The organism is Blastococcus sp. SYSU DS1024 (genome assembly GCF_054050795.1).
This window is the reverse complement of the sequence record NZ_JBJHAA010000019.1, coordinates 1-23546: the sequence shown is the minus strand read 5'-3', so window position 1 is coordinate 23546 and position 23546 is coordinate 1. Positions and strand designations below refer to the sequence as shown.

Annotated in this window: 17 protein-coding genes; 9 read left to right on the top strand and 8 right to left on the bottom strand. The window is 73.5% G+C overall.

The window, feature by feature from the left end; translation table 11 throughout:
• Positions 1-161: 161 nt before the first annotated feature.
• Positions 162-1070 carry a LysR substrate-binding domain-containing protein gene (locus ACI79S_RS16155; RefSeq protein ID WP_456594463.1) on the top strand — a complete coding sequence of 303 codons (909 nt, stop codon included), beginning with the start codon at positions 162-164 and terminating at the stop codon, positions 1068-1070.
• Positions 1071-1083: 13 nt separating this feature from the next.
• On the opposite strand, the gene ccrA is transcribed toward ACI79S_RS16155, so the two are convergent.
• Positions 1084-2409 (bottom strand): crotonyl-CoA carboxylase/reductase, encoded by a 1326-nt coding sequence (ccrA, locus tag ACI79S_RS16150; protein ID WP_456594462.1) that lies wholly within the window; start codon positions 2407-2409, stop codon positions 1084-1086.
• Between the two features lie 23 nt (positions 2410-2432).
• Positions 2433-2714 (bottom strand): ArsR/SmtB family transcription factor, encoded by a 282-nt coding sequence (locus ACI79S_RS16145; protein ID WP_456594461.1) that lies wholly within the window; start codon positions 2712-2714, stop codon positions 2433-2435.
• Positions 2715-3161: 447 nt separating this feature from the next.
• Here ACI79S_RS16145 and ACI79S_RS16140 point away from each other — a divergent pair, with 447 nt between their 5' ends.
• The 3 genes from ACI79S_RS16140 (at position 3162) to ACI79S_RS16130 (ending at position 7209) form a co-directional block, all read left to right on the top strand.
• Positions 3162-3527 (top strand): helix-turn-helix domain-containing protein, encoded by a 366-nt coding sequence (locus ACI79S_RS16140; RefSeq protein WP_456594460.1) that lies wholly within the window; start codon positions 3162-3164, stop codon positions 3525-3527.
• 141 nt (positions 3528-3668) lie between these two features.
• A complete protein-coding gene (locus ACI79S_RS16135; RefSeq protein ID WP_456594459.1) occupies positions 3669-4802 on the top strand; it encodes a tyrosine-type recombinase/integrase in 1134 nt (377 codons plus the stop codon).
• 1240 nt (positions 4803-6042) lie between these two features.
• Positions 6043-7209 carry a S1 family peptidase gene (locus ACI79S_RS16130; protein ID WP_456594458.1) on the top strand — a complete coding sequence of 389 codons (1167 nt, stop codon included), beginning with the start codon at positions 6043-6045 and terminating at the stop codon, positions 7207-7209.
• Positions 7210-7321: 112 nt separating this feature from the next.
• Here the strand turns inward: ACI79S_RS16130 and helR are convergent, their stop codons facing one another.
• Together helR and ACI79S_RS16120 are read right to left on the bottom strand one after the other, a co-directional pair.
• Positions 7322-9466, bottom strand: coding sequence for an RNA polymerase recycling motor ATPase HelR (helR, locus tag ACI79S_RS16125; RefSeq protein ID WP_456594457.1), 2145 nt, complete (start codon positions 9464-9466; stop codon positions 7322-7324).
• A 110-nt stretch (positions 9467-9576) separates the two neighbouring features.
• Complete coding sequence (locus tag ACI79S_RS16120) at positions 9577-11625, bottom strand: cation:proton antiporter domain-containing protein (RefSeq protein ID WP_456594456.1); 2049 nt, start codon at positions 11623-11625, stop codon at positions 9577-9579.
• 119 nt (positions 11626-11744) lie between these two features.
• On the opposite strand from ACI79S_RS16120, the gene ACI79S_RS16115 reads away from it, so the two are divergent.
• The 4 genes from ACI79S_RS16115 to ACI79S_RS16100 all read left to right on the top strand — a co-directional run bounded on the left by ACI79S_RS16115 (position 11745) and on the right by ACI79S_RS16100 (position 16480).
• The gene (locus tag ACI79S_RS16115; protein WP_456594455.1) at positions 11745-13220 is read left to right on the top strand and encodes an MFS transporter; all 1476 of its coding nucleotides are present in this window, start codon (positions 11745-11747) and stop codon (positions 13218-13220) included.
• Between the two features lie 91 nt (positions 13221-13311).
• Positions 13312-14679, top strand: a complete 1368-nt coding sequence (locus ACI79S_RS16110; protein ID WP_456594454.1) for a hypothetical protein — start codon at positions 13312-13314, stop codon at positions 14677-14679.
• Entirely contained in the window at positions 14609-14977 is a 369-nt protein-coding gene (locus ACI79S_RS16105; protein ID WP_456594453.1) for a response regulator transcription factor, read from the top strand. The genes ACI79S_RS16110 and ACI79S_RS16105 overlap by 71 nt, the downstream gene beginning before the upstream one ends.
• A 120-nt stretch (positions 14978-15097) precedes the next feature.
• Positions 15098-16480 (top strand): FAD-dependent oxidoreductase, encoded by a 1383-nt coding sequence (locus ACI79S_RS16100; protein WP_456594452.1) that lies wholly within the window; start codon positions 15098-15100, stop codon positions 16478-16480.
• A 118-nt stretch (positions 16481-16598) separates the two neighbouring features.
• Here the strand turns inward: ACI79S_RS16100 and ACI79S_RS16095 are convergent, their stop codons facing one another.
• From ACI79S_RS16095 to ACI79S_RS16080, 4 genes are all read right to left on the bottom strand, one after another.
• Entirely contained in the window at positions 16599-16961 is a 363-nt protein-coding gene (locus ACI79S_RS16095; protein WP_456594451.1) for a hypothetical protein, read from the bottom strand.
• A 78-nt stretch (positions 16962-17039) separates the two neighbouring features.
• Entirely contained in the window at positions 17040-18023 is a 984-nt protein-coding gene (locus tag ACI79S_RS16090; RefSeq protein WP_456594450.1) for a sigma-70 family RNA polymerase sigma factor, read from the bottom strand.
• Between the two features lie 135 nt (positions 18024-18158).
• A complete protein-coding gene (locus ACI79S_RS16085; RefSeq protein WP_456594449.1) occupies positions 18159-19943 on the bottom strand; it encodes a bifunctional metallophosphatase/5'-nucleotidase in 1785 nt (594 codons plus the stop codon).
• Positions 19944-20044: 101 nt separating this feature from the next.
• A complete protein-coding gene (locus ACI79S_RS16080; protein ID WP_456594448.1) occupies positions 20045-21709 on the bottom strand; it encodes a hypothetical protein in 1665 nt (554 codons plus the stop codon).
• 278 nt (positions 21710-21987) lie between these two features.
• Between ACI79S_RS16080 and ACI79S_RS16075 the strand changes: the two genes are divergently transcribed.
• Positions 21988-23229: a GNAT family N-acetyltransferase gene (locus ACI79S_RS16075; RefSeq protein WP_456594447.1), complete on the top strand. Its 1242-nt coding sequence runs from the start codon at positions 21988-21990 to the stop codon at positions 23227-23229.
• The last annotated feature ends 317 nt before the right edge of the window (positions 23230-23546 follow it).

The window sequence follows — 23546 nt, the reverse complement described above, 5'->3', positions numbered from 1 at the left end:
TCCCCCGCGCGCGGTGGGCTGGGCTGCCATGGTCACCTGTCTCAACGGTGGGGCTCGCGGCGACGTCCCGCCGTGATCGCGACCAAAGATTATCTCCGTCGCTGATATGAATTGATACCTTCTACCTTGCCCATCAATTCATGACTCGATATGAATACTCGATGGCCATCGACGTGAAGCACCTCAAGACGTTCATCGTGGTCGCCGAGGAGCTGCACTTCGGCCGAGCAGCGGCTCGGCTGCACATGGCGCAGCCTCCCGTCAGCAACCTGATCAAGCAGCTCGAAACCGAGCTGGGCGTCGAGCTGCTCGAACGAACCACCCGTACCGTTCACCTGACGAACCCTGGCGAGGTGTACCTGGAGCACGCACGCCGGGTGGTCGCCGACCTGAATCGGGGTCGCGACCTGGCACTCGAGGCCCTCGCCGGTGATCGCGGGCGTCTCCGCGTCGGACTCACCGGCGTCACGGCGGTGCGCCTCCTGTCGCGACACGCACGCGAGTTCGCCGTCCGGTATCCGCTGGTCCAGATCGACCTGGCCGGGGAGCGGTTCAGCGGTGTGAACCAGACCGCGCTTCACCATCGCTCCATCGACATCGCGTTCGTCCTCCAGCGGGTCGCCCCAGGAGGGCTGTCATGGCGCAAGATCCACGACGAGCCGCTCGTGGTGGTACTACCGGACGACCACGTGCTCGCCGACCAGGATCAAGTGGAGGCGGCCCAGCTCGCCACGGAGAAGTTCATCGCCTTTCCTCCGGGGCGCGGATCGCACCTGCGGGACATCCTGGTGGACCTGTGCCACGAGGCCGGCTTCCGGCCGAAGATCGTTCGCGAGGCCAGTCCGACGCACATGGTCCTGGCTCTGGTGAGCACCCAGGCCGGCATCACCGTCATGCCGGCATCGGTTCAGCAGATGGAGGTCGAAGGCATCGTCTTCCGACCGATCGCCGGTCAGGAGAACGGCGTGCATTCCATCATGGCGTGGCGGACGGACAACAGCTCTCCGGTGCTCCGGAGGTTCCTGGACGTGTCCGAAGAACTGTTCCCCGCCGTGACCGTGACGACCTAACGCCGGCCGTCCATCACCGGACGCCGGACCCCGGCTCGGCCGCGCCGAGAAGGACAGCCACGTTGCCGAACACGTCCTCGCCGCGCCCCATCGCGGCATGGACGGCGCCGAGCTCGGCGAACGCAACGACCTTGCCGAGGACGGGATCGATCGTCCCGGACCTCACCAGGTCGTTGTACGCGTACGCCTGCTCGTCGTTCGTGCCGTGCGAGCCCTGCAATCGCTTCTGCCGGGTCCAGTGGTAGCGCAGGTCGACCATCGCGTCGTAACCTGTCGTGCCCGCACAGATGACGACCATCCCGCCGGTGCGGCACACGAATATGCTCGTCGGGATCGTGGCGGCCCCCGGGTGCTCGAACACGAGCGCCGGGTCCTCCCGGGAGCCAGCAACGTTCCAGAGCTCCTTGCCGAAGGCTCGCGCCCCGGCGGTCCACTGCTTCTGCCCCGCCGTGTCGTCGACCAACGGCGGGACGCCCCAGTGATCGAACTTGCGGCGGTCGATGTAGCCGGTGGCGCCGTGCTTCATGGCGTACTCGCCGCGTTCGTCGTCCGACACGACCGCCACCGCCCGCCCGCCGGCCGCCGCGACCAGCTGCGACGCCTGGGTGCCCAGACCACCCGACCCGCCCCAGACGAGCACCAAGTCACCGTCGGCGACCGTGTTGCCCTCCCACCCCAGAAGCATGCGGTACGCCGTGGCGCCGACGAGCGTCGGCGCGGCCGCCGCCTCCCAACTCAGGTGTTCCGCCTTGGGCATCACCTGATGTGCCTGGGCTCGTGCGAACTGACCGAAGGCGCCGTAGTTGGTGTCGTATCCCCAGATCTTCGCCGACGGTGCCATCATCGCGTCTCGACCCGCCTGGATCCACGGGTCATCCGCATCCCAGACCCCGGGATGGACGACGACCTCGTCGCCGATCGCGACCTGGGAGACCTGCTCGCCGACAGCGTAGACCACGCCGGACGCGTCCGACCCGCCCACGTGGAAGTCCTCCGTCTCGCCACGACGCTGCCGGGTTGCCACCTGGTCCACCGGGTAGCCGCGCGCCGCCCACACGTTGTTGTAGTTGACTCCCGCGGCCATCACGGCGATCAGCACCTCGTCTGGACCGATCTCCGGGGTCGGCACGACCTCGGCCTGGAAGGCGGTGGCGGGGTCACCGTAGCGATCGGGACGGACGACCTGGGCGTACATCCGATCGGGCACGACCCCCACCGGGGGCAGCGCGCCGATCGGAGCGATCTCCGCACCGGGAGTGACGACGCTGCGACGACTATTCTGCGCGGACATGGCGCCTCCCTGATGATTCGATAGTTGTAGAAGGATCGAACCATCCACCGAAGGCCAGGGCAATTCCCCCGTCAGTCGACCATCGCCCCCAGGTAGTCGCTCAGGGACCGCAGCGCCTGCGGCCGCAGCGTGTAGAAGTAGTTGCGCCCCGACTTGCGGACGTCAACGAAACCCGCCGAGCGCAAGCTCTTGATGTGGTAGGAAACGGTCGACGGCGCGACGCCGATGTCGCGGACCAGCGCCGTGCACGCCAGCTCGTCGGCGTCGGCAATGCGATTGAGGATGTCCAGCCGCACAGGATCGGCGAGTGCCTTCAGGGCCTCGATGCGGTCGTCGGCGCGAGTTGTCGTCATGGGAGCAGCCTCTCAGTCCATGCCGGTGCTTCCGCCATCGTAGCCGCGGCCCAGTAGCCGTCAGCGGGGCCGGAAAGGTCGCTCCTATGACGTGTCAAGCGGCTGAGGGTTGCGTTTCGAGGCTTCGGTAGAGCTCGCGGCGCCTGGCCGCTCAGCACGGCCGGATCGGTGTTGACCAAGGCCGGGGGGATCGGGACTCTTGCGCCAAGGGTGCCCGCGCCCACGATCCGGAGGGAAACCGGAGACGGGCCGGAACAGGCCAGTGGACCGAGCAACTCGACGGACGTCGGACCCAGGTGATCAGGAACTCGGACAGCAGGGACTGGAGAAGATCAGAAACTTCGCCAGGCACTGTCACCAACGGGCCGGGAATGGCGCCTTCTCCAGGTGGGCGTGCGGCGCCGGCCGCCGCCGGCGCACGAGGCTCTACGCAACGAGGAGGGCGAGATGAGCGACGAACAGCGACCTCGGGAGCCGGTCTCCAGCGACCCGCTGCTGCTCACACCTGAGGAGACCGCCACGGTGCTCCGCCTCGGGCGCACGACGGTCTACGCGCTGATGAAGGCCGGCGACCTGCACCCCGTCCACATCGGCCGGAGCTGCCGCCTCTCCCGCAGCGAGCTCGAACGTTACGTTCGCGGCCTGGAAGCTGCCCGCACCGCTCCTCGTGCACTACGCCGCGCCCGGACCACGGACCAGCGCGGACTGTTCGAATTGGTCCGACGTCACCCGATGCCGCGTGAGTCCACAACCGCTCCGCTGGTGTCGGACCGCTCGGCCAGACTGACACTCCAGCCCACGACCCAGGGGTGACCGATGGCGGGACGCGCGTCGAACGGCGAGTCGACGATCTAAAAGGGCGCCGACGGCCGCTGGCACGGCTACGTCTCCGTCGGGTTCACGCTCGACGGCAAGCTCGACCGCCGGCACGTCAGCAGCAAGAGCCGCGACGTCGTGGTCACGAAGGTCCGTGAGCTTGAGCGCAGACGCGACTCCGGGACAATCGTCGAGACGTCCACCCCAACGGTCGCCTGGTGGCTCGAGCACTGGCTGACCACCATCGCCCCGCGCCGGGTGCGACAATGGACGCTGGAGAGCTACGAGTCGGCCGTCCGCAGGCACCTGATCCCCGGCATCGGCCGGCACCGCCTCGACCGGCTGTGTCCGGAGCACCTCGACCAGCTCTACACGGCCCTGCTCGACGACGGCTACCCCCCTGCTTCCGTGCTCCGGCATCACCGCATCCTGTCCCGGGCCCTTACGGTCGCGGTCCAGCGCAGCCATGTTCCCCGCAACGTCGCCGCCCTCGTCGACCCACCCGCCCAGCGCCCCAGCGACATCGCCACCGCCCTCGACCTCGGCGAGGCCCGCGCCGTGCTGCACGCTGCGGCCGGCGTCCGCAACTCCGCCCGCTGGACCGTCGCGCTCGCCCTGGGCCTGCGCCAGTCCCAGGCGCTGGCGCTGGCGCTGGCGTTGCAGTGGAAGGAAATCGACCCGCTGGCCGGCACCCTCACCGTGCGGCGCAGCATCCACCGTGTCCGCGGCGGAGGGCTGGTCTACGAGGAACCCAAGACCCGCCGCAGCCACCGCACCCTGCCACTGCCGCTGCCCCTGCTCGACGCGCTGCGGGAGCACAAGGCCGCCCAGAACGGCGAGCGGATGCTGGCCGGCTCCGAGTGGCACGACGAGGACCTCGTCTTCGCCCAGCCCAACGGCCGCCCGATCGACAAGAAGACCGACTACGACGACTGGACCCGGCTGCTGCAGAAGGCCGGCGTCCGCCACGTCCGGCTGCACGATGGCCGGCACACCGCCGCGACGCTGCTGCTGAGCGAGAACGTGCATCCACGAGTGGTCATGGAGCTGCTCGGCCACAGCCAGATGCGCACGACGATGGACATCTACAGCCACGTCATGCCCGCCCTGGACCGGGAGGCCGCCGACCGGATGGGAAGCGCATCGGCATCACGGGCCGCGGCGTCCGACCCATGCCAGTTGCCGCTCCGCAACGAACGCTCCCTGCTTGAGGCGGCCCTTGAGGATCCCGACACGAGTCCGACCCTCGACGACCTGGAGGCCAGCACCTGACGCCTCGAGCAACCTGCGGTCGATCGACACCGGCCACCGCTTCCAGGTGCGGTGGATTTCCACACCTGGGCGACACCGAGGTGGACGCCCGAGTTACGCACGCTGATCCAGTCGTCAGGATCCGCCGCCAATTCGTCGATGATGTCGCGCTCCGAAGGGCCCGTCGGCATGGCGGCGATGTCTGCGGCTTGCAGCGCCTGGACGGCCGGTGGACCAGCCGGGCAGCCAGCTGTGGGGCCGCTGCGAGAAGCGGCCGTGGGCGGGCAGGCTCCTGCTGCGCCCGGCAGAGTCCGGAAGGACGCACGGTCCGGTCGGGCCCGATGACGGAGGGCTTCCCGAATGGACGTGCAGGAGTCGGGCTCCGCGCTCGGCGACGCTATGTGCCTGGGGCTGACTCAGCGGGAGGCCGAGGTCCGGCACCGGTGGCGAGGGCAACGCCGCCATCAGTGCGTCGTCCCGTGGCTACGCCCACCACGGCAGCGCGAAGCTTCCTCAGCAGGACCGCTCGCCGAGAACCGGGATGAGGCGATTTGCCCGACGCCTGTCGGGACCTCTCCACGAGCCTGCGCCGTGGAGCTGATGCGCTGACGGGGCGAGCCGTCCTGGACGGTAACGACAACAGGGCCCCCACTCCTCCCGGCCAGCGGGGGCACGGGATTGCGCCGCCGATCGCAGCACGCGGGCGGCCGCTGATCGAGTGACTGCGAGGAGCAGCTCCTGCGGCCGGCATTACGCGAAGGCACGCGGAAGGCACGGCGTCCGCTCAGGTTGCCGCTGACCAGCGCAAACACTATTCAAGCGACCTAGCCTTCCAAGCTGGCCATGCCGGTTCGATCCCGGTCACCCGCTCCACGTAAGACCTCAGTCCACGGCGGGCCGTTGGTGAGGAAGTCCTGAGGCCCGGAACCTGGCGCTCCACGATGACCTTGCTCTGACGTCCAGGTCAGGAAGCGGTCACGCCGCTCCCCTGTGTGACGTCGGACCAGGTCTGCTGATCCGCACACCGGGGCCCCTTGTCACGTAGGAACGCCGGGCGGATCCTGCACCCGTGAACCGCTGCGGAGGCCATGTGCGGGTGGGCCGGCGCTGGCGCGCACGTTTCCGTAGTCCCCGCGTGGTGACCGCTACGGGGCTGCTCGGCGCCGTCGTGGTGATGGCCGGGTGCTTGCCTGGTGGCGCCCCTGCAGCGACCCCGGGTGCAGGCTCGGCACAGCCGCCCAGCGAGTCCCCTGCCTCCTCGGTGGCGACGACGTCCCCCACGGTGTCCGAACCAGGGAGCTCCGACCCGACGACGCCCGGGAGCACGACGCAGGCCGAGCCGAGCCCGGTCCCGTTCGAGGAGATCATCCGAGAGGCGACCTCCGGAGTGGTCCGCTTGGAGGTGTCCACGTGCGACACGGGCGGGATCGGTTCCGGCTTCATGCTCGCTCCCACCCTCGTCCTGACGGTCGCGCACGTGGTGGACGACGGGGAGGTCCTGCGAGTGGTGCAGGGGACGACGTCCACCTCGGCACGCATCCTGGGAATCGACCATTCCGCGGATGTGGCACTTCTCGAGACCGCCGCACCCCTGCAGGGCCACTTCTTCACCCTCGCCGCTGAACCGCCGGAGATCACCGACCGCTTGGCCGTGCTCGGGTTCCCGGACGGCGCTCCGCTCACCGTCACGCAGGGAACCGTGAACGGCCTGGACCGCAAGGCAGTGATCGATGGGCTCGCTCGGCACAGCCTCATCGAGCACGACGCCGCCAGCACCAGCGGGAGCAGCGGCGGGCCGGTCCTCAACACCGACGGCGAGGTGATCGGGCTCCACGACGCAGGTCCGACGAATGGCAGGGAGGGCGGCAACTGGGCGGTGTCGGGCCGCCTCGCGCAGGAGCGGGTCGGGTCGTGGATGGAAACACCCCAGGACGTCCCGCTCGTCGAATGCCCAGATGCGAAGGGTCCGGAGGGCGTGACCGTGCCGGAGGCGCAGATCGATGCGGCCACTGCCCGGCATGTGGCATCGACCCTCAACGTCTACTTCCGCGCCATCAACAACGGGGACTTCGCAACCGCCTTCGCGCAGCGAACTCCGCAGGACATGGACTTCGAGCGGTTCCGCGATGCCGTGCGTACGAGCCAGGACTACGGCTTCGCGGTGCACGAGGCACGGCGCGCGGGAGACGAGGTCATCGTCTGGCTCACCTTCACCAGCCAGCAGGAGGCCGGCGCAGGACCTCAGGACCGTCCTGACGAGACCTGCACGGACTGGTCCCTGGACTACAGGTTCCAGCAGGTCAACGGCTTGTGGCTGATCGCGGGTTCGTCGCCTCACGGAGGCGGCCCGGGCAGCACGCCGTGCGGGGTGGACGGCGGAACCCAGCAGTCGACAGGCGCGCCGGCCGAGGACCCCAGCGGGGACTGACGGGACGACCGGGTCGGGTCCGTCCGATCGTGGTCGGCGGTGCCGGAGCCGCGCCCGTTTCACGGTGGCCATGCCGGTTCCGTCCCGCTCAGCGCCGGCCGACCGCAACCCCTCACGCACTCGTGAGGACGACGAGCTCCTGGGTCGCCCGGGTCATCGCGACGTAGCGGTCCACCGCTCCCCCGACGCCCCTCCCGAACCGCTCGGGGTCGACGAGGACGACGAGGTCGAACTCCAGCCCCTTCGCCAGCGACGGGCTCAGCGACCGCACCCGGGGCATCTCCGGGAACGCCGGGTCGCCGATCACGCAGGCGATCCCCTCCGCCTGCGCGCCCAGCCACTCGTCGACGATCCGGCGCAGCGACGACACGGACCCGTGCACGACCGGGACCCCGGTGCTGCGGACCGATGTCGGCACGTTGGCGTCCGGCAGCACGGCGCGGATCACCGGCTCCGCCTCCGCCATCACCTCCGCCGGCGTCCGGTAGTTCACGGTCAGCGACATCCGGCGCACCTCCGCGAGCCCGACCCGACGCAGCCGCTCCCCCCACGACTCCGGGAACCCGCGCCGCGCCTGCGCCCGGTCTCCCACCACGGTGAAGCTCCGGGACGGGCAGCGGCGCAGCAGCATCGACCACTCCGCGTCGGTCAACTCCTGCGCCTCGTCGACCACGACGTGCGCGAACGTGCCGGCCAGCGGGTCGGCGGCCGCCGCCGGCAGCGCGGCCTGGTCGACCAGCGCATCCCGCAGATCACCGTGCCGCAGGCTGGTCATCAGCAGCAGCTCGGAGTCGTCGGCCGCGATCAGCTCGTCGATCACCGCGGACATGCGCTCGCGCTCCGACGCCACGACGGCGGCCTCCCGCCGCGCCCGCCGGGCCGCCCCCGCATCGCCCAGCCGGGTGCGCGCCGCGTCGAGCAGCGGCAGGTCCGCCACCGTCCACGCGCGCGGGTCCGGGCGCTGCAGCCGGCGCACGTCCGCAGCCCCCAGCCACGGGGCGCACCGCCGCAGGTAGGCCGGCACCGACCACAGGTCACCGACGAGGTCCGCCGGGTCGATCAGCGGCCACGCCCGGTCGAACACCGCCCGCAGATCCCGGTCCTCCTCCAGCGCGGCGCGGACCAGGGAGGGGTCGACGTCGGCGTCGTGCGCGTCCACCACGATCTCCAGCAGCGCCGCCCACACCTGCTCGCGCGCCTCGTTGTGCGGGGTGCCGGGCTCGGGCGCCTCGAACGCCTCGGCCCAGTCCTCGGCGGTCAGCCGGACGTCGTCCCACGGCGTCGTCACCGTCGTCCCCCGGGCCGGCGGCTCCTCGTAGAACCGGACGGCGGCCTCGATCGCCGCGACCATCTCCACGGAGGACTTGAGCCGGGCCACCTCCGGGTCGGCCTCGGCCACCGCGCCCGCTCCCTCGGGCACCAGGTCGCGCAGGGTGCACGTGCGCACGCCCTCCTCCCCCAGCCCGGGCAGAATGTCGGCGACGTAAGCCAGGTACGGCTCGTGCGGGCCGACGAACAGCACGCCGCCACCGCGGTGCCCGCGGCGCGGGTCGGCGTAGAGCAGGTAGGCGGCGCGGTGCAGGGCGACGACGGTCTTGCCGGTGCCCGGCCCACCGTCGACGACGAGGGCACCGCGGGAGCCGGCGCGGATGATCGCGTCCTGATCGGCCTGGATGGTGGCGAGCACGTCGCGCATCCGGGCCGACCGGGTGCCGCCCAGGCCGGCGAGGAAGGCGGACTGGTCGTCGAGCGCGGCGTGGCCCACGAGCCCCTCGGGGGTGAAGACCTCGTCCCAGTAGTCGGTGATCCGGCCTCGGGTCCAGCGGTAGCGGCGGCGGCTGGCCAGCCCCATCGGGTCGGCGTGGGTGGCGGCGAAGAACGGCTCCGCCGCCGACGACCGCCAGTCGACGAGCAGCCGGCGACCGGCGCCGTCGGTGAGCCCGAGCCGGCCCACGTACACCGGCTCGCCGCCGTCCGCGGGGACCACGCGCCCCAGGCAGAGATCCAGCCCGAACCGGCGCAGGGTGCGCAGGCGGGCGACGAGCCGGTGCACCTCCAGGTCGCGCTCCAGCGCCGCCTGGCCGGCGCCGCCGGGGGCCGCGCGCTCGGCGGCCAGTCGCTGGGAGAGCTCGGCGATCGATCGTTCGAGGCTCTCGGCGACGGCGGCGAAGTGCCGCTCGTCGGCGGCGATCAGCGCCGGGTCGGCCTTGGCGGCCAGGCGCTCGGGGAGGTCGAAGGCACGGGTGGACACGGTCACGGCAGCGGCTCCGATCCGGGGCCGCCGCCGGGTGCGATCGCGCGCGGTCAGCGGCCTCGGCGGGCGAGTGTGCGGCCCTCCCGGGGTCTTGCCGCAAGCCCCGGGGTGCGCTATACGTTCGAGTGGGACGAGGACTCCGCCTCCGGCGCGGCGCCGTCCGGGGCCGGCACGGTCACCCCGTCGACGAAGCAGTAGCCCCAGCTCTCCCCTGGTTCGGCCGAGGCGACCAGCGGGTGCTCCTCCGCCGTGGCGTGCGCCCGCGCGTGCCGGCCCGGCGAGGAGTCGCAGCACCCGACGTACCCGCAGGTCAGGCAGGTGCGCAGGTGCACCCACTCGGTGCCCTCCCGCAGGCACCCCACGCAGCCGGAAGCCTGCGGAAGCACCGGCCGGGACGCCGCGCCGTGCTCGCAGCCGCTGCTCGCGGGCCACGCGTAGCGGACCACCCGGGCGGTGTCGACGACGGTCCGGCGGCGGTCGGAGTGCCCGTCGGGGTGCCCCAACTCGGCGAGCACCGAGCGCACCAGCGCCCGGGCGGAGAGCCGGTCCCGGTCGAGGATGTGGTCGGCGCCGGCGTCGGCCAGCTCGGCGACGTCGACGGCACCCAGCGGGCGCGCCACGATCGGCGCGGTGGTGGCCGCGCGGGCGGAAGCGACCACCCGCACCGCCTGCTCGGGGTCGTCCTCGGCGACGACGGCGAGGCGGGCGGCGGGCACCCCGGCCACCCGCAATACCTCCCCCTTCGTCGGGTCGCCGCGCACCACGGCGTGCCCGGCCGCCTCCGCCTCCGCGGCCCCGTCGGGGTTGAGCGTCGTCATCACCACGCCCACCCCCCGGTCGCGCAGCGTGGCCGCGAGCTCCAGCGCCGTGGGGCCCCACCCGATGATCGCCACGTGGTCCCGCGGGCCGTCGCCGTCGGGCGCCGCCTGCTCCGTCGCGGCCGGGGCGGCGCCGCGGGAACGGTCCAGCCGCGCCGCCGCCGCGGCCAGCTGCGGGGTGATCAGCATGAGCAGCACCGTGGCGGCGACGGCGACCTGGGCGCCGTCGTCGGCCAGCCCGAGCGGCGCCAGCCCCGCCGCGGTGCCCACGGTGAGCAGGACGAAGGAGAACTCCCCGACCTGCGCCAGCAGCAGCCCGGTCGCGCCCGCGGTGCGCAGCCGGATGCCGACGGCGGTGGCGGCGACGGCGGTGGTCAGCGTCTTCAGCACCAGCACCGCGGCGGCCACCCCCAGCACCAGCGGCAGGTTGGCCAGCATGAATCCCAGGTCGAGCAGCATGCCCACCGAGACGAAGAAGACCGCGCTGAACACGATCTGCAGCGGCAGCACCTCGGCGAGGGCCTGGGTGCTGGCCCGGCTCTCGCTGACCACCAGACCGGCCAGGAAGGCCCCGAGGGACACGCTCACCCCGGCGAGCGCGGTCAGGTAGGCGGTCCCGAAGCAGACGGCGACGATCGCGAGCAGGAACACCTCCGGGGAGCAGGTGCGCGCCACCACGTCCAGCAGCGCCGGCATCACCCGCCGGGCCAGCACCAGCACCGCGACGATGACCCCCACCGCGGTGAGCACCGCCCCCAGCAGCGAGCCGCCGGCGGAGCCGCCGCCGTCCGCGGTCGGGTCGAGCAGCGGCACGACCAGCACCATCGCCACCACCGCGAGGTCCTGGGCGATGAGCACCGCCAGCGCCAGGCGGCCGCGGACGGCGGAGCTCTCCCGCCGCTCCCCCAGCAGCTTGAGCACGATCGCCGTGGACGACAGCGCCAGCAGGAACCCGGTGAACAGCCCGTCGCGCCACCCGCCGCCCAGCGCCAGCGTCAGCCCCAGCCCGGCGCCGGTGGCGAGCACCAGCTGCAGCCCGCCGGCGACGGCGATCCACGTCCACACCCGGGCCAGGCGCTCCAGCGAGAACTCGATCCCGATGGTGAACAGCAGGAGGATGACGCCGATGTCCGCGGCGGCCTCCACCGCCTCGCTGCTGTCCACCACACCCAGCTGGGCCGGGCCGATCAACACGCCGGCCACCAGGAACCCGACGATCGGGACGACGCGGGCGCGGGCCGACAGGTACCCGATCACCGCGGCGGCGACCACCAGCGCCGCCGTGGGACCCAGGTAGCCGGGCACCGAGCCCGCCGCGATGAACTCCTCCGCCTCGGGCGCCATGCCCGACATCATGCGCGCCGCCGCGGCATCTCCCCAGGCCGGCCGGCGGGCGGGAATCCGTGGTCGGTGGCGGCGTTGCACAACGGCGGACAGCACGCAGCCGGCGGAGGGAGTCGCCCGTGACGTCACCTGCCGCGGCGGCGACCGGACTGCGCATGGGCACGGCCCAGGGGCGGTGGGTGCTGCTCGCGACGGTTCTCGGCTCGGGCGTGGCGATGCTGGACGCGACGGTCGTCAACGTGGCCCTGGAGCGGATCGGCGCCGACCTGGGCGCGGACTTCGCCGGGCTGCAGTGGACGGTCAACGCCTACACGCTCACCCTCGCCACGCTGATCCTGCTGGGCGGATCGCTCAGCGACCGGTACGGGCGGCGCCGGATCTTCGTCGTCGGCGTCTGCTGGTTCGCCCTCGCCTCGCTGCTGTGCGGCCTGGCCCCGGACGTCGGCACGCTCGTCGCCGCCCGGGCCCTGCAGGGAGTCGGCGGGGCCCTGCTGACGCCGGGCAGCCTGGCGATCATCTCGGCGTCCTTCGCCGGGCCCGACCGTGCCGCCGCCGTCGGCGCCTGGTCGGGGTTCTCCGGCATCGCCGCCGCGATCGGGCCGTTCGTCGGCGGCTGGCTGGTCGAGTGGAGCTGGCGAGCCGTCTTCCTCGTCAACCTGCCGGTGGGGGCCGTGGTCATCGCCGTCGTCGTGCGGCACGTCCCCGAGTCCCGCGACCCGGCGGCCGCCCCGCGGCTGGACTGGGCCGGGACGGCGCTGGTCGTCACGGGGCTCGGCGCCCTGACCTACGCCCTCACCGCTGCCGGGGACGCGGGGGCGGGCGCGGGCGCCTGGCTGTGGGCCGCGGTCGGGGCCCTCGCCCTGGCGGCGTTCGTCGTGGTCGAGCGCCGGTCGCGGCACCCGCTGGTCCCCCCGGCGCTCTTCGCCGACCGGCAGTTCACGGCCGCCAACGCGGTGACCTTCTTCGTCTACGCCGCGCTCGGTGCGCTGTTCGTGCTGCTCGTCCTGCAGCTGCAGGTGGTCTCCGGTTTCAGCCCGCTGCTGGCCGGCACCGCGCTGCTGCCCGTCACCGTCCTCATGCTGCTGTTCTCCGCCCGCGTCGGGGCGCTGGCCCAGCGGATCGGGCCGCGCGCCCTGCTCACCGGCGGACCGGCCGTGGCGGCGGCCGGAGTCCTGCTGATGCTCCGGATCGGTGAGGACGCCTCCTACCTGCGCGACGTGTTCCCGGCCGTGGCGCTCTTCGGCGCGGGCCTCACGCTGCTGGTGGCCCCGCTGACCGCCACCGTGCTCGCCTCCGCCGCCGACCGCCACGCCGGCGTGGCGTCGGGGGTCAACAACGCGGTGGCCCGCGCCGCCGGCCTGCTCGCGGTGGCGGTCGTCCCGGTCGCGGCCGGGCTCGGCGGCGCCGACTACACCGAGCCCTCGACCTTCGCCGACGGCTTCCGCACCGCGATGCTGATCCTGGCCGGGCTGCTGGCTGTCGGTGCGCTCGTCGCGGCCGCGTACGTCCGGCGACCACTGAGCGCTCCAGGGGCGGTCCGTGGACCGGAGGGGTCCCACCCGCCGGCACCGGCCGGAGGTGCCGCCCCGTCCTGATTTCCGCGGCTCGGCCGCCGCCGAGCATCCGCCCGCACGGCCGCGCGGACGACTCTGTCCCGAACCACCGGCCGGGGTGTAGCCAGGAGTCATGGACGACGCAGCCGACCGGCTCGTGCTGGGGCGCGCGGCCGTCGATCGCCGCTCCTGGGAGGAGGCCTGCACCCTCCTGCTCGCCGCGGAGGCGCAGGGCGGGCTCCAGGACGCGGAGGATCTCCAGCGGCTGGCGCTCAGCGCCCAGCTGACCCGCCGCGACCAGGTCGCCGAAGCCGCGTGGGAGCGGGCGTACCAGGCGTTCGCCGACCGCGGCGACGTGCAGCCTGCCGCCCGGTGCGCGTTCTGGCTCGGCCTGGTGCTGATCTCGGCCCGCGGCGCGGAGGCGCGCGGCAGCGGCTGGCTCGCCCGGGCCCACCGGGTGCTCGAGGAGGGCGCGCCACGCGACTGCGCCGAGCGGGGTTACATGCTGCTCCCCGAGGGGCTGCGCGAGCTGGACGACGGGCATCCGGCGGCGGCGCACCGCGCCTTCGCACGGGCCACCTCGATCGGCCGGCGGTTCGGGGACGTCGACCTGGCGACCCTCGGTTGCCTCGGACAGGGCCAGGCGCTGATCCGGGACGGCGAGGCTGCCCGCGGGCTGACACAGCTCGACGAGGCGATGGTGGCCGTCCAGGCCGGACGCGTCTCGCCGGTCGCAGCCGGGCTCGTCTACTGCGCCGTGATCCTGGCCTGCCAGCAGCTCCTCGACCTGCGGCGGGCCCAGCAGTGGACGGCCGCGCTGAACGGGTGGTGCGAGGCGCAGGGAGGTCTCGTCCCCTTCCGGGGGCAGTGCCTCCTGCACCGGTCCGAGCTGGCCCAGTGGCGGGGCGACTGGGGCGAGGCCGTCGTGGAGGCCGACCGGGCCTGCCGCTGGCTGTCGGACCCACCGGACCCCGCGGCCGGGATGGCGCACTACCAGCGCGCCGAACTGCACCGGTTGCGCGGCGACCACGCCGCCGCCGAGGCCGACTTCCTGCAGGCGGTCGCCCTGGGCTCCGACCCGCACCCGGGGCTGGCGCTGCTGCGGCTGGCCCAGGGACGCACGCGGACGGCGGTGGCCGCCATCCGCTGTGCCGTCGACCGGGCGCCTCCCGGCCCTCGGGGCGTCGCCGAGGAGGTGCGCGCCGCGGCCGCGGGCGGAGCTGCTGGCTGCCGCCGTCGAGATCATGCTGGCGGCGGGGGACGTCGAGGCGGCGCGGACCGCCTGCGTCGAGCTGGACGGCATCGCGGACGCCGTCGGCACGAGCGTCCTCCTGGCGACCGCCGCGCGCGCCCGGGGAGCGGTGTCGCTCGCCGAGGGCGGGTACCGGCCGGCGCTGGACGACCTGTCGGACGCCCTGTCGACCTGGACGGTGCTCCCCGCCCCCTACGAGGCCGCCCGGACCCGCATCCTGATCGCCCGGGCCCTGCGGGCGCTCGGTGACGAGGACACGGCCGCCGTGGAGGTGGCCGCGGCGCTGCGCGTCTTCGCGGCGGTCGGCGCCACGCCCGACCTCGGGCGCCCGGAACCCGCTCCGCCGGACGCGGCGGCAGGGCTGACACCCCGCGAGCTCGACGTGATCCGCCTCGTGGCAGCGGGGCGCACCAACCGGGAGATCGCCGAGCAGCTGGTCATCAGCGACAAGACCGTGGCACGGCACCTGCACAACGTCTTCACCAAGCTGGCGCTCCCCAACCGGTCCGCGGCGACGGCGTACGCGTACGAGCACGACCTGGTGTAGGCGCCTGCACCGAACGGTGCAGGCGCCCCCCGCCCAGTTGCACCATCTGGTCGATGCCGGGCCGGTCCCGCCGTTCCTAGCGTGAGCAGACGCCACCGCAGCTGCCGCTAGGAGGAGTCCGTGACCCACCTCGGAGAACACGCCGTCGTGCTCGGTGCCGGCATGGCCGGGCTGGTGCACGCAGTGCCGCTGGCCCGGCGCTTCGACCACGTCACGCTGGTCGACCGGGACGTGCTGCCCGAAGGTCCCGCGGACCGCCGCGGGGTCCCCCAGGGGCAGCACATCCACCTGCTCGTCCCGGGCGGGCTGACCCGGCTGGAGCAACTGCTGCCCGGGATCGTCGACGACCTCACCGCCGGCGGAGCGCACGTCATCCCGGCGCCGGAGTGGCGGTTCCACATGGGCGGCGGCCGCCTGGACCTCACCGGGTCGGAGCTCCAGATCACCGGAGCGACCCGGCCGCTGATCGCGGGCGTTGTCCGCGACCGGGTCCGGGCGCTCGACGGGGTCGAGGTGCTCGACGGCTGGGCCGCCCGCGGCCTGCGGACGACCGCGGACCGGACCCGCGCCACGGGGGTGCGGCTGCGGTCGGAGGCGGATTCCGGGGAGGAGCGGACGCTGGACGCCGACCTGGTGGTCGACACCACGGGCCGCGGCTCGCGGTCGCCGCACTGGCTCGCCGAGCTGGGCTACGAGGCCCCCGCCGAGGAGCGGCTGAAGGTCGACGTGCACTACACCACGCGACTGTTCCGCCGGGATCCCGCTGCCCTGGGCGGCGGCCGCAACGTGCTGATCGACGTCCCCCCGGGCGGTCGCAGGGGCGCGGCCGCGCTCGCCGTCGAGGAGGGCCGGTGGCTGGTCACCCTCATCGGGATGCTCGGCGAACGTCCCCCGGCGGACCTGGCCGGCTTCACCGACTACGCGGCCAGCCTGTGGAACTCCGACCTGCACGGCGTCGTCGCCGGCGCCGAGCCGGTGGGGGACGCCGTGCGCACCGCCTTCCCCGCCTTCTCCCGGCGGCGGTACGACCGGCTGCGCCACCTGCCCGAGCGCTACCTCGTCGCCGGCGACGCGGTCTGCTCCTTCGACCCCCGCTTCGGACAGGGCATGACCGTGGCGATCATCGAGGCCCTGGAACTGGCGCGCGTCCTGGACGGGCACGGCCTGGACCACGTCGGCCTCCGGACGCTGTCGGCCGCACGGTGGGCGGTTCAGGACGCGTGGGACCTCGCCACCGGCTCCGACCTGGCGCACCCGGACGTCGACGGACCACGGCCGGTGTCCTGGCGGCTCACCACCGCCTACCTGCAGCGTCTGCTCCCGGCGGCTCATCACGACCCGCAGGTGGCCGAGGCGTTCATCCGGGTCGTCGGGATGCTCTCCCGACCGCAGGCGCTCACGCACCCGCGGCTGCTCGGGCGGGTCCTGCTCGACTCCCGGCGCACCCGGCGGGGAACTGACCGGCGGCGCCGGCGCAGGATGCCCGCTTCGGTCGATGCCTGACGTCCGCTCCGGACAGTGGTGCTGCCGGCGCCTGACCGTCTCGGCGGCGGCCAACCCGTTGCCGGGAGGGCCGTGACCGGTAGTTCACGCGGCCTCCCCCGCAGCGCGCCCCGGAGGGTCAGCGCGGCCGGCGCGCGGCCTGCCGCACCGCCCAGCCGCCGGCCGCGTCGGCGGCCCGGCGCCACAGCGGTGCCCGCTGCTGCTCCAGGCGTTCCAGCCGGGACTCCAACTCGACGACGCGGGTCGCGTCCGGGCCGACGACCCGGGGCCGCGCGGCCAGCGTGGTCAGCCCCTCGACCAGCCCGGTGACCAGCTGGTTCACGTCCTCCGGCGCCAGCCGGGCCGTTCCGACGCAGGTCTCGCCGCGCCAGAGGCTCAGGTTGACCAGGCCGTTCTCGGTGTGCGTCGAGACCCGGACCGCTCGGCCCTCACCGCGCGCGTCCCACGCCCATCGCCCGTTCACGGGCGGTACCGCCGTCATCGCCCCAGGGTCGGCGCTGGTCGGGGCCGGGTCAAGCGGATGCGGAACGCGTCGGCGCCGGTGCGGCGGCGCCGCCGGCTACAGCTGCCTCGGCAACCCGAGCGCGGCGAACAGCTCGCAGTCGAGGTTCAGGAAGCTGGAGATGTGGGCGATCCGGCCGTCCTCGATCTCCAGCACGTGCAGGCCCCAGGGCAGGTGACCACCACCCTCGGCCGGTCGGTACTGGGCGAAGGCCGGCGTCCCGTTGGCCGAGGTCTGGATCAGCCGGGACCCTCGGCACGCGCTGGCCGGCTCGGTCACCATCCACGCACCGATGTCGTCGCGGCCTCGCAACCACATCTCGAACGGCGGCATGTGCTGGGTGGCGTCCTCGTGCAGCAGCTGCACGAACGCGTCGATGTCGTAGCGCTCGAAGGCGTCGAGGTAGCGGGCCAGCAGCGCGCGGTCCTCGTCGTCGAGGGTGCGGGGCGCCGGGCGGCCGCCCACGTCGGCGAGCGTCGCCCGGGCGCGCTGCAGCGCACTGTTCACCGAGGCCACGGTGGTGTCGAGCAGCTCGGCCACCTCGTCGGCCTTCCAGCGCAGCACCTCGCGCAGGATCAGGACCGCCCGCTGCTTGGGCGGCAGGTGCTGCAGGGCGGCGACGAAGGCCAGCCGCACCGACTCGCGGGCCACCGCCTGCTCGGCCGGGTCGCCGTCCTCCGGCAGGACCTGGCGGTCGAGCACCGGCTCGATCCACGTCGACGCCGGCTTGCGCCCGGCCAGCGACGCCGGGACCGGCGGGGAGGGCGACCCCGCCAGGTCCATCGGCAGGGCGCGCCGTGACCGGCCGTTGAGCGCGTCCAGGCAGACGTTCGTCGCGATCCGGTACAGCCACGAGCGGACCGCCGAGCGGCCCTCGAAGTCCCCGAGCCCGCGCCACGCGCGGACCAGCGTCTCCTGCACCGCGTCCTCGGCGTCGAACACCGAGCCGAGCATGCGATAGCAGTAACCGGTGAGCTCACGGCGGTGCTCGAGCAGCCTGGGGTCGAGCTGGTCGGCGGGGCCGATGACGGCACTGGTCACAGGAGTTCACTCCTCGCGGGTCGATGTGTGCGTCAGCACACCACAGGCCCCCGACAGAACGGGAGCCCCGGCGCGACGAGCGCTCCGGGGCTCCCGCCCGCTCCCACCCGGGTCGGGCGGGTCGGTGTCAGGGCGTCACGGGATCAGCGGCTCACCGTCGCGGACGAGCTGCCAGTTCTCGACGAAGAACTCCGCCGGGTCGATCACGCCCTCCTGCTGGGCCCGCTCGATGAGCAGCTGCCGGATCTCCAGCTGCTCGTTGTAGACCACCGGCGCGGTGCTGATCGCCGGGAACCCACCGCCCCCGCTGCGGCGGTAGTTGTTCACCGCCACGACGAACCGGTCACCGTCGGTTACCGGCGTCCCCTCGTAGGAGAGCCCGACGATGCGCGAGCCGGCCGGCCGGGACACGTCGATGCCGTAGTCGACGCCGGAGAGGATGTCGTAGTTGTAGTCCGGGATCCCGTTCGGGAAGCCGTCCACGACCGCGTTGGTGATCGTCTCCGGGTCGACGTCCCCGGTGACCGGCACCTGCTCGAAGTACCGGGCCGAGAACTCCAGGTACTCCTTCAGCTGGGCCCCGGTGAGCTCCACGGCCTCGAGGGTGTTGTCGTAGATGTAGAGCCCGGCGATGTCGCGGACGGTGACGTCACCGGCCGGGAACACGGCCTCCCGGCTGAACGGCGCCGCGATCGACAGCACCGGCAGGTCGGCCCGGTCGGTGCCCTCGAGGGCGGCGGCCACGGTGTCGGTCTGCACGTCCTGGATGAAGTCCAGGATGGCGGTGTCCTCGTACCGGCTGGTACGCGCGGAGAACTCCTCCGCCGAGGTGGCCACCACCTGGTTGACGTACTCCACCGTCTTCCGGTGCGCCTCCGCCGTGGCGGCCAGCACCTCGGGCGACTCCTCGACCCCCGCGGTGCTCAGCGCCTGCGCGGAGGTGCCGACGACGTCCCACTTCCCGCGCTCCTGGTGCAGCTCGATGTCGACCTGCGAGACGGTCGCGCCCCAGCGGTAGGGCTGGGTGAGCAGCACGTCCTCGCCGGTGACCTCGTTCGTCACCACCTGGGAGGGGGCGTTGCGGTGCGTGTGGCCGACCACCATCGCGTCGATGCCGGGCACGGTGCGGGCGATGACGTCCGAGGGGTTCTCGGTGGGCACCTCGGGGCCGTAGGACGACGTCCCCCCGACGCCTGCGTGCGAGAGGACGACGACGACGTCGGCCTTCCGGTCGACGACCGGCACCCACCGCTGCGCCGCCTCGACCATGTCCTGGAACGTGACGCGGCCCTCGACGTTGCCCTTGTCCCAGATGGCCGAACCGGGGGTGGTCAGGCCGATGATGCCGACCTTGACCGGCTTGTGGCCGGGCACGCGCATCTGCTTGATCGTGTACGGCGGCAGGTAGGGCTGGCGCGACGGCTCGTGGAGCACGTTGGCGCCGAGCACGGGGTGGTCGACGTCGTGGACGTAGCGCCGCAGCAGGTCCAGGCCGTAGTTGAACTCGTGGTTGCCCACGACCTGGGCGTCGTAGCCGATCACGTCGAACGCGGCCGCCATCGGGTGCTCGACGCGGGTCCGGGTGACCGGCTCCTGCTTGGCGTAGTAGTAGGTCAGCGGCGTGCCCTGCAGGAAGTCGCCGTTGTCGACCACGAAGACGCTCTCCTCGCCGCGCTCGGCGCGGACCGAGTCGACGACCGTGGCCACCTTCGCCAGCCCGGTCTCGAAGCCGGCCCGCTCCGAGTAGGGCCGGTCGGCGAAGTAGTCCCAGTTCTGCACGCGCCCGTGCAGGTCGGTGGTGGCCAGCATGGTCAGCGTCAGGTCGTCCGCCGTGCCGGGCGCCGCCGCGGCGGGGCTCAGGGGCGCCATGGTCAGCGCCGCCACCGCGGCCGCCACGGACAGCGTGGTCCGCCGTCTCATCCGGTCGTTCCTCTCCATCGGTGGTCCCCGTGACGGTGCGCAGGGGATCCGGGAGAGGACGGTAGGGACCGGCGCTGACGGCCGCGCGAACGGCCCGGGGCCTACTGGTAACTGATCAGCTGCGGATCGGGCTCCACCTGCTCGATCGTCTGCTCCGGCGTGAGCATCGGGATGTCCTCGTCGTAGAAGTTCTTCCAGCCCCACCACAGGCCTTCGGGGGCGTCCCGCCGCAGCACCGCCCACGTGCCCTGCTTGGCGCCCTGCCCGCCCTGGCCGTCGGCGTGCACCATCACGGCCAGCTCGTCGCGGCTGAGGTCCACCCGCTCGCGGCCCGGGATCATGTCGAGCCGGAACTGGTGCAGCACCAGCAGCTTCTGCGGCAGCTGGTTGTCGCGGGTGAGGTCGGCCAGCCAGTGCACCACCCGGTTGACCTCCTCGATGTCCACCGACCCGATCTGCCGCAGGTGCACCTCGTTCGGGCCCAGCCGCCACTCCGGGTCCAGCGCCAGCCCGACGTGCGGCTCCTCCAGCAGCGACCGGTACAGCTCGGCCTGGGTGACGAAGTCGGTGCGCCCGGGCTGGAGGTCGAGGACGACGTACAGCCCGGCCTCGCCGGCCGCGTCCACCCACGGCCGCAGGAACTCCGGATCGGCCTCCGCGGAGTAATCGCCGTCGGCCCCGGCCGAGGCCGACGCGATGGTCGCGATGATCTCGAAGGCCGGCACCACCGTCTCCTCGACCAGCGGCTCGTAGGGCGCCGCGTGTGCTCGCGCCCGCTCGACGGCAGCGTCGACCGGCTGCTCGCCCATGAGCCCCAGGGCGGCGGTGCCGGGGTGCCCGTAGAGGGCCACGAGCAGCTTGCCCGGGAAGAGCGTCTGGCCGCCGCCGGGGAGCTCGACCCCGGTGGCGGCGGTCTCGACCTTCCAGTCCAGACCGTCCTCGGCGGCGAAGCCCGCGCCGAGGGCGACGACCGACTCGGGCTGCGCCTCGCCGAGGGCGCGCACGAGGTCGGCGGACGCCCGGGGGTCGGTCGTCCCCCCGGTCAGCAGCACCCGGGCGCCTGCCGCGCGGGCCGTCGCGATGCCGGCCACCGACCCGGGCTCGCCCGAGGCCAGCACCACGGTCTCCTCGAGCGGTTCGGGGCGGGTGGTCTCGGGGAGCTCCGCGTCGGAGCCCTCCTCTCCGGTCTCCCCGGCGGTCTGCCCCGCCGTCCCGCCGCCGCCCTCCGGCCGCAGCGCGGCGGGCTGTTCGGGGTCCAGGCCCGCCACGGCCGCGGCCTCTCCGTCGGCCGGGACGGGGTCGCCCTCGGCGAGGTCGACGCCGGTCGCCTCGGCGACCGCCTCGGCGTCCGCCTGGACCGTCACCACCTCCGGCTCCGCTCCCTCCGGCAGCGCGACGTCCCCGACGGCCAGCACGGTGCCCGTCCCCAGCCGCTCCAGCTCCCCCGTCACCGGCTCCGGCGCCTCCGCGCCGCCGGTGACCAGCAGCGGGACGCCCAGCGCGACCGCCGCGGACGCACCCAGCAGCAAGCCGGCCGAGTCGTCCTCGTCCGCGAGCACCGCGACGTCGGAGGAGTCGAACAGCGCGCGGCTCGCGCTCACCGCCGTCCCCACCGGATCGGCGTCCGCGACGACCGTCAGCCGTTCGTCGGGTGCCGAGGTGACGGCCTCGGCCACCTGGGCCTCCTCGGCCTCCTCGTCGCCGGACGAGGTGCAGCCGGCCAGCAGGGCCGCGCTGAGTGCGAGCGGAACGGCGCGAGAGCGCACGAGGAGCCTCCGTCGGTCGGGGCGCCGGCGAACGGAGCACGTCGACGCCGGCGTGACGCCATCGACCCTAGCGGGGGATCCGCCCGGGCCACGGCGCCGGACACCCCGGCGGCGGGCGGTGGGCAGCGCGCGCCGAGCCGACCGCGGCACCGCGGTCGGGCTACGCGGGCTCCCCGACGAGGACCAGCACCGCCACGTGCTCGCCGCCCTGGCCCAGCTGCGCGGGCTGGGCCGAACTCGCTGGCGGCCCGTCGGACCCGCCCGGTAGACACATCGGCGTGACCGACCTCGACGCCCGGTTCCGGCCGGTGACCCTCGACGAGTGGCCCGCCTTCAGCCGGGCCATGCACGACGTCTTCGCCGACGAGCCGCCGGCCGACCTCGCCGAACGGCCGTCGTCGGTCGCCGAGCTGGACCGGTCGCTGGCGCTCTGGGAGGGCGACCGCGTCGTCGCCACCGCCGGCATCTACAGCCGGACGCTCGCCGTCCCCGGTGCGCTGGTGCCCTGCGCCGGCATCACCTGGGTGACCGTCGCGGCGACCCACCGCCGGCGCGGCGTGCTCACCGCGATCATGCGCCGCCAGCTCACCGAGCTGCACGAGCAGCAGCGCGAGCCGGTGGCCGCGCTCTGGGCGGCCGAGTACCCCATCTACGGCCGGTTCGGCTACGCGCCGGCGACGGTGGAGGCGCGGTTCTCCGGCCGCACCGAGCGCTTGCGGCTGCGCCCGGACGCCGACCTCGGCACCGGCCGGGTGGAGCAGGTGCCGGTCGAGCAGTACCGCCCGGCCGCCGTGGACGTGCACCGGGCGGCGCACCGCTGGGTGCCCGGGAACATGGTGCGCGACGACCGCTGGTGGGACCGGCGGCTGCGGGACGACCCGTCCCAGCGGCACGGGGCCACCGAACGCCGCTACCTGCTGCACCGCGAGGCCGACGGCACGGTCACCGGGTACGCCGCCTACCGGGTGAAGGGTGCCTGGAGCGACACCGGCGAGCCCGACGGCACCCTGACCGTCGAGGAGGTGCGGGCGACCAGCACCCCGGCCTACGCCGCGCTGTGGCGGGTGCTGTTGTCGGTCGACCTGGTGCGCACGGTGAAGTACCCGGCGGCCTCGCCGGACGACCCGCTGCGCTGGCTGGTCACCGATGCCCGCGCGCTGCACAGCACGCCGGTCGACGGGCTGTGGGTGCGGCTGGTCGACGTCGACCGGGCTCTGGCGGCCCGCCGCTACCCCGCCCCCATCGACCTCGTGCTGGAGGTGCGGGACGCGTTCTGCCCGTGGAACGAGGGGCGCTGGCGGCTCTCCGGGCACCCGGCCGGTGGCTACTGCGGCCGTACCGACCGCGACCCCGACATCGTGCTCGGCATCGAGGAGCTCTCGGCTGCCTACCTGGGCGGCGTCTCGCTCGCGTCCCTGCAGGGCGCGGGCCGGGTGACCGAGATCAGCCCCGGCGCGGTCACGCTCGCGTCGACGGCGTTCGGCTGGCCCGTCACGCCCTGGTGCCCCGACTCGTTCTGAGCGCGGCCGTCCTCCCCGCCGCGTGCGCCGGGCGGGGAGGACGACGTCCTTCCTCACTGGAGGACCCTCGACGGGCCGGTGACTGACTGAGAAGGTCACTGGCGCACCCCGGGTCCCCACCGGATCACTGCCAGCCTGCCTTGCTGGAGGTCACAGCCAGACTGAGTTCTGCAGGATCCGGTGGCCCGGGACGTGCCGACTGGCGACAGGGCTGAGCGCCTCGAGCGCCGATCAGTGAGCGACCGGCGTGCACGTCCCGAGACCACCGGGTGCTTCCCCGCTGCTGCAACAGCCAGGAGGCACAGATGAACGATCCC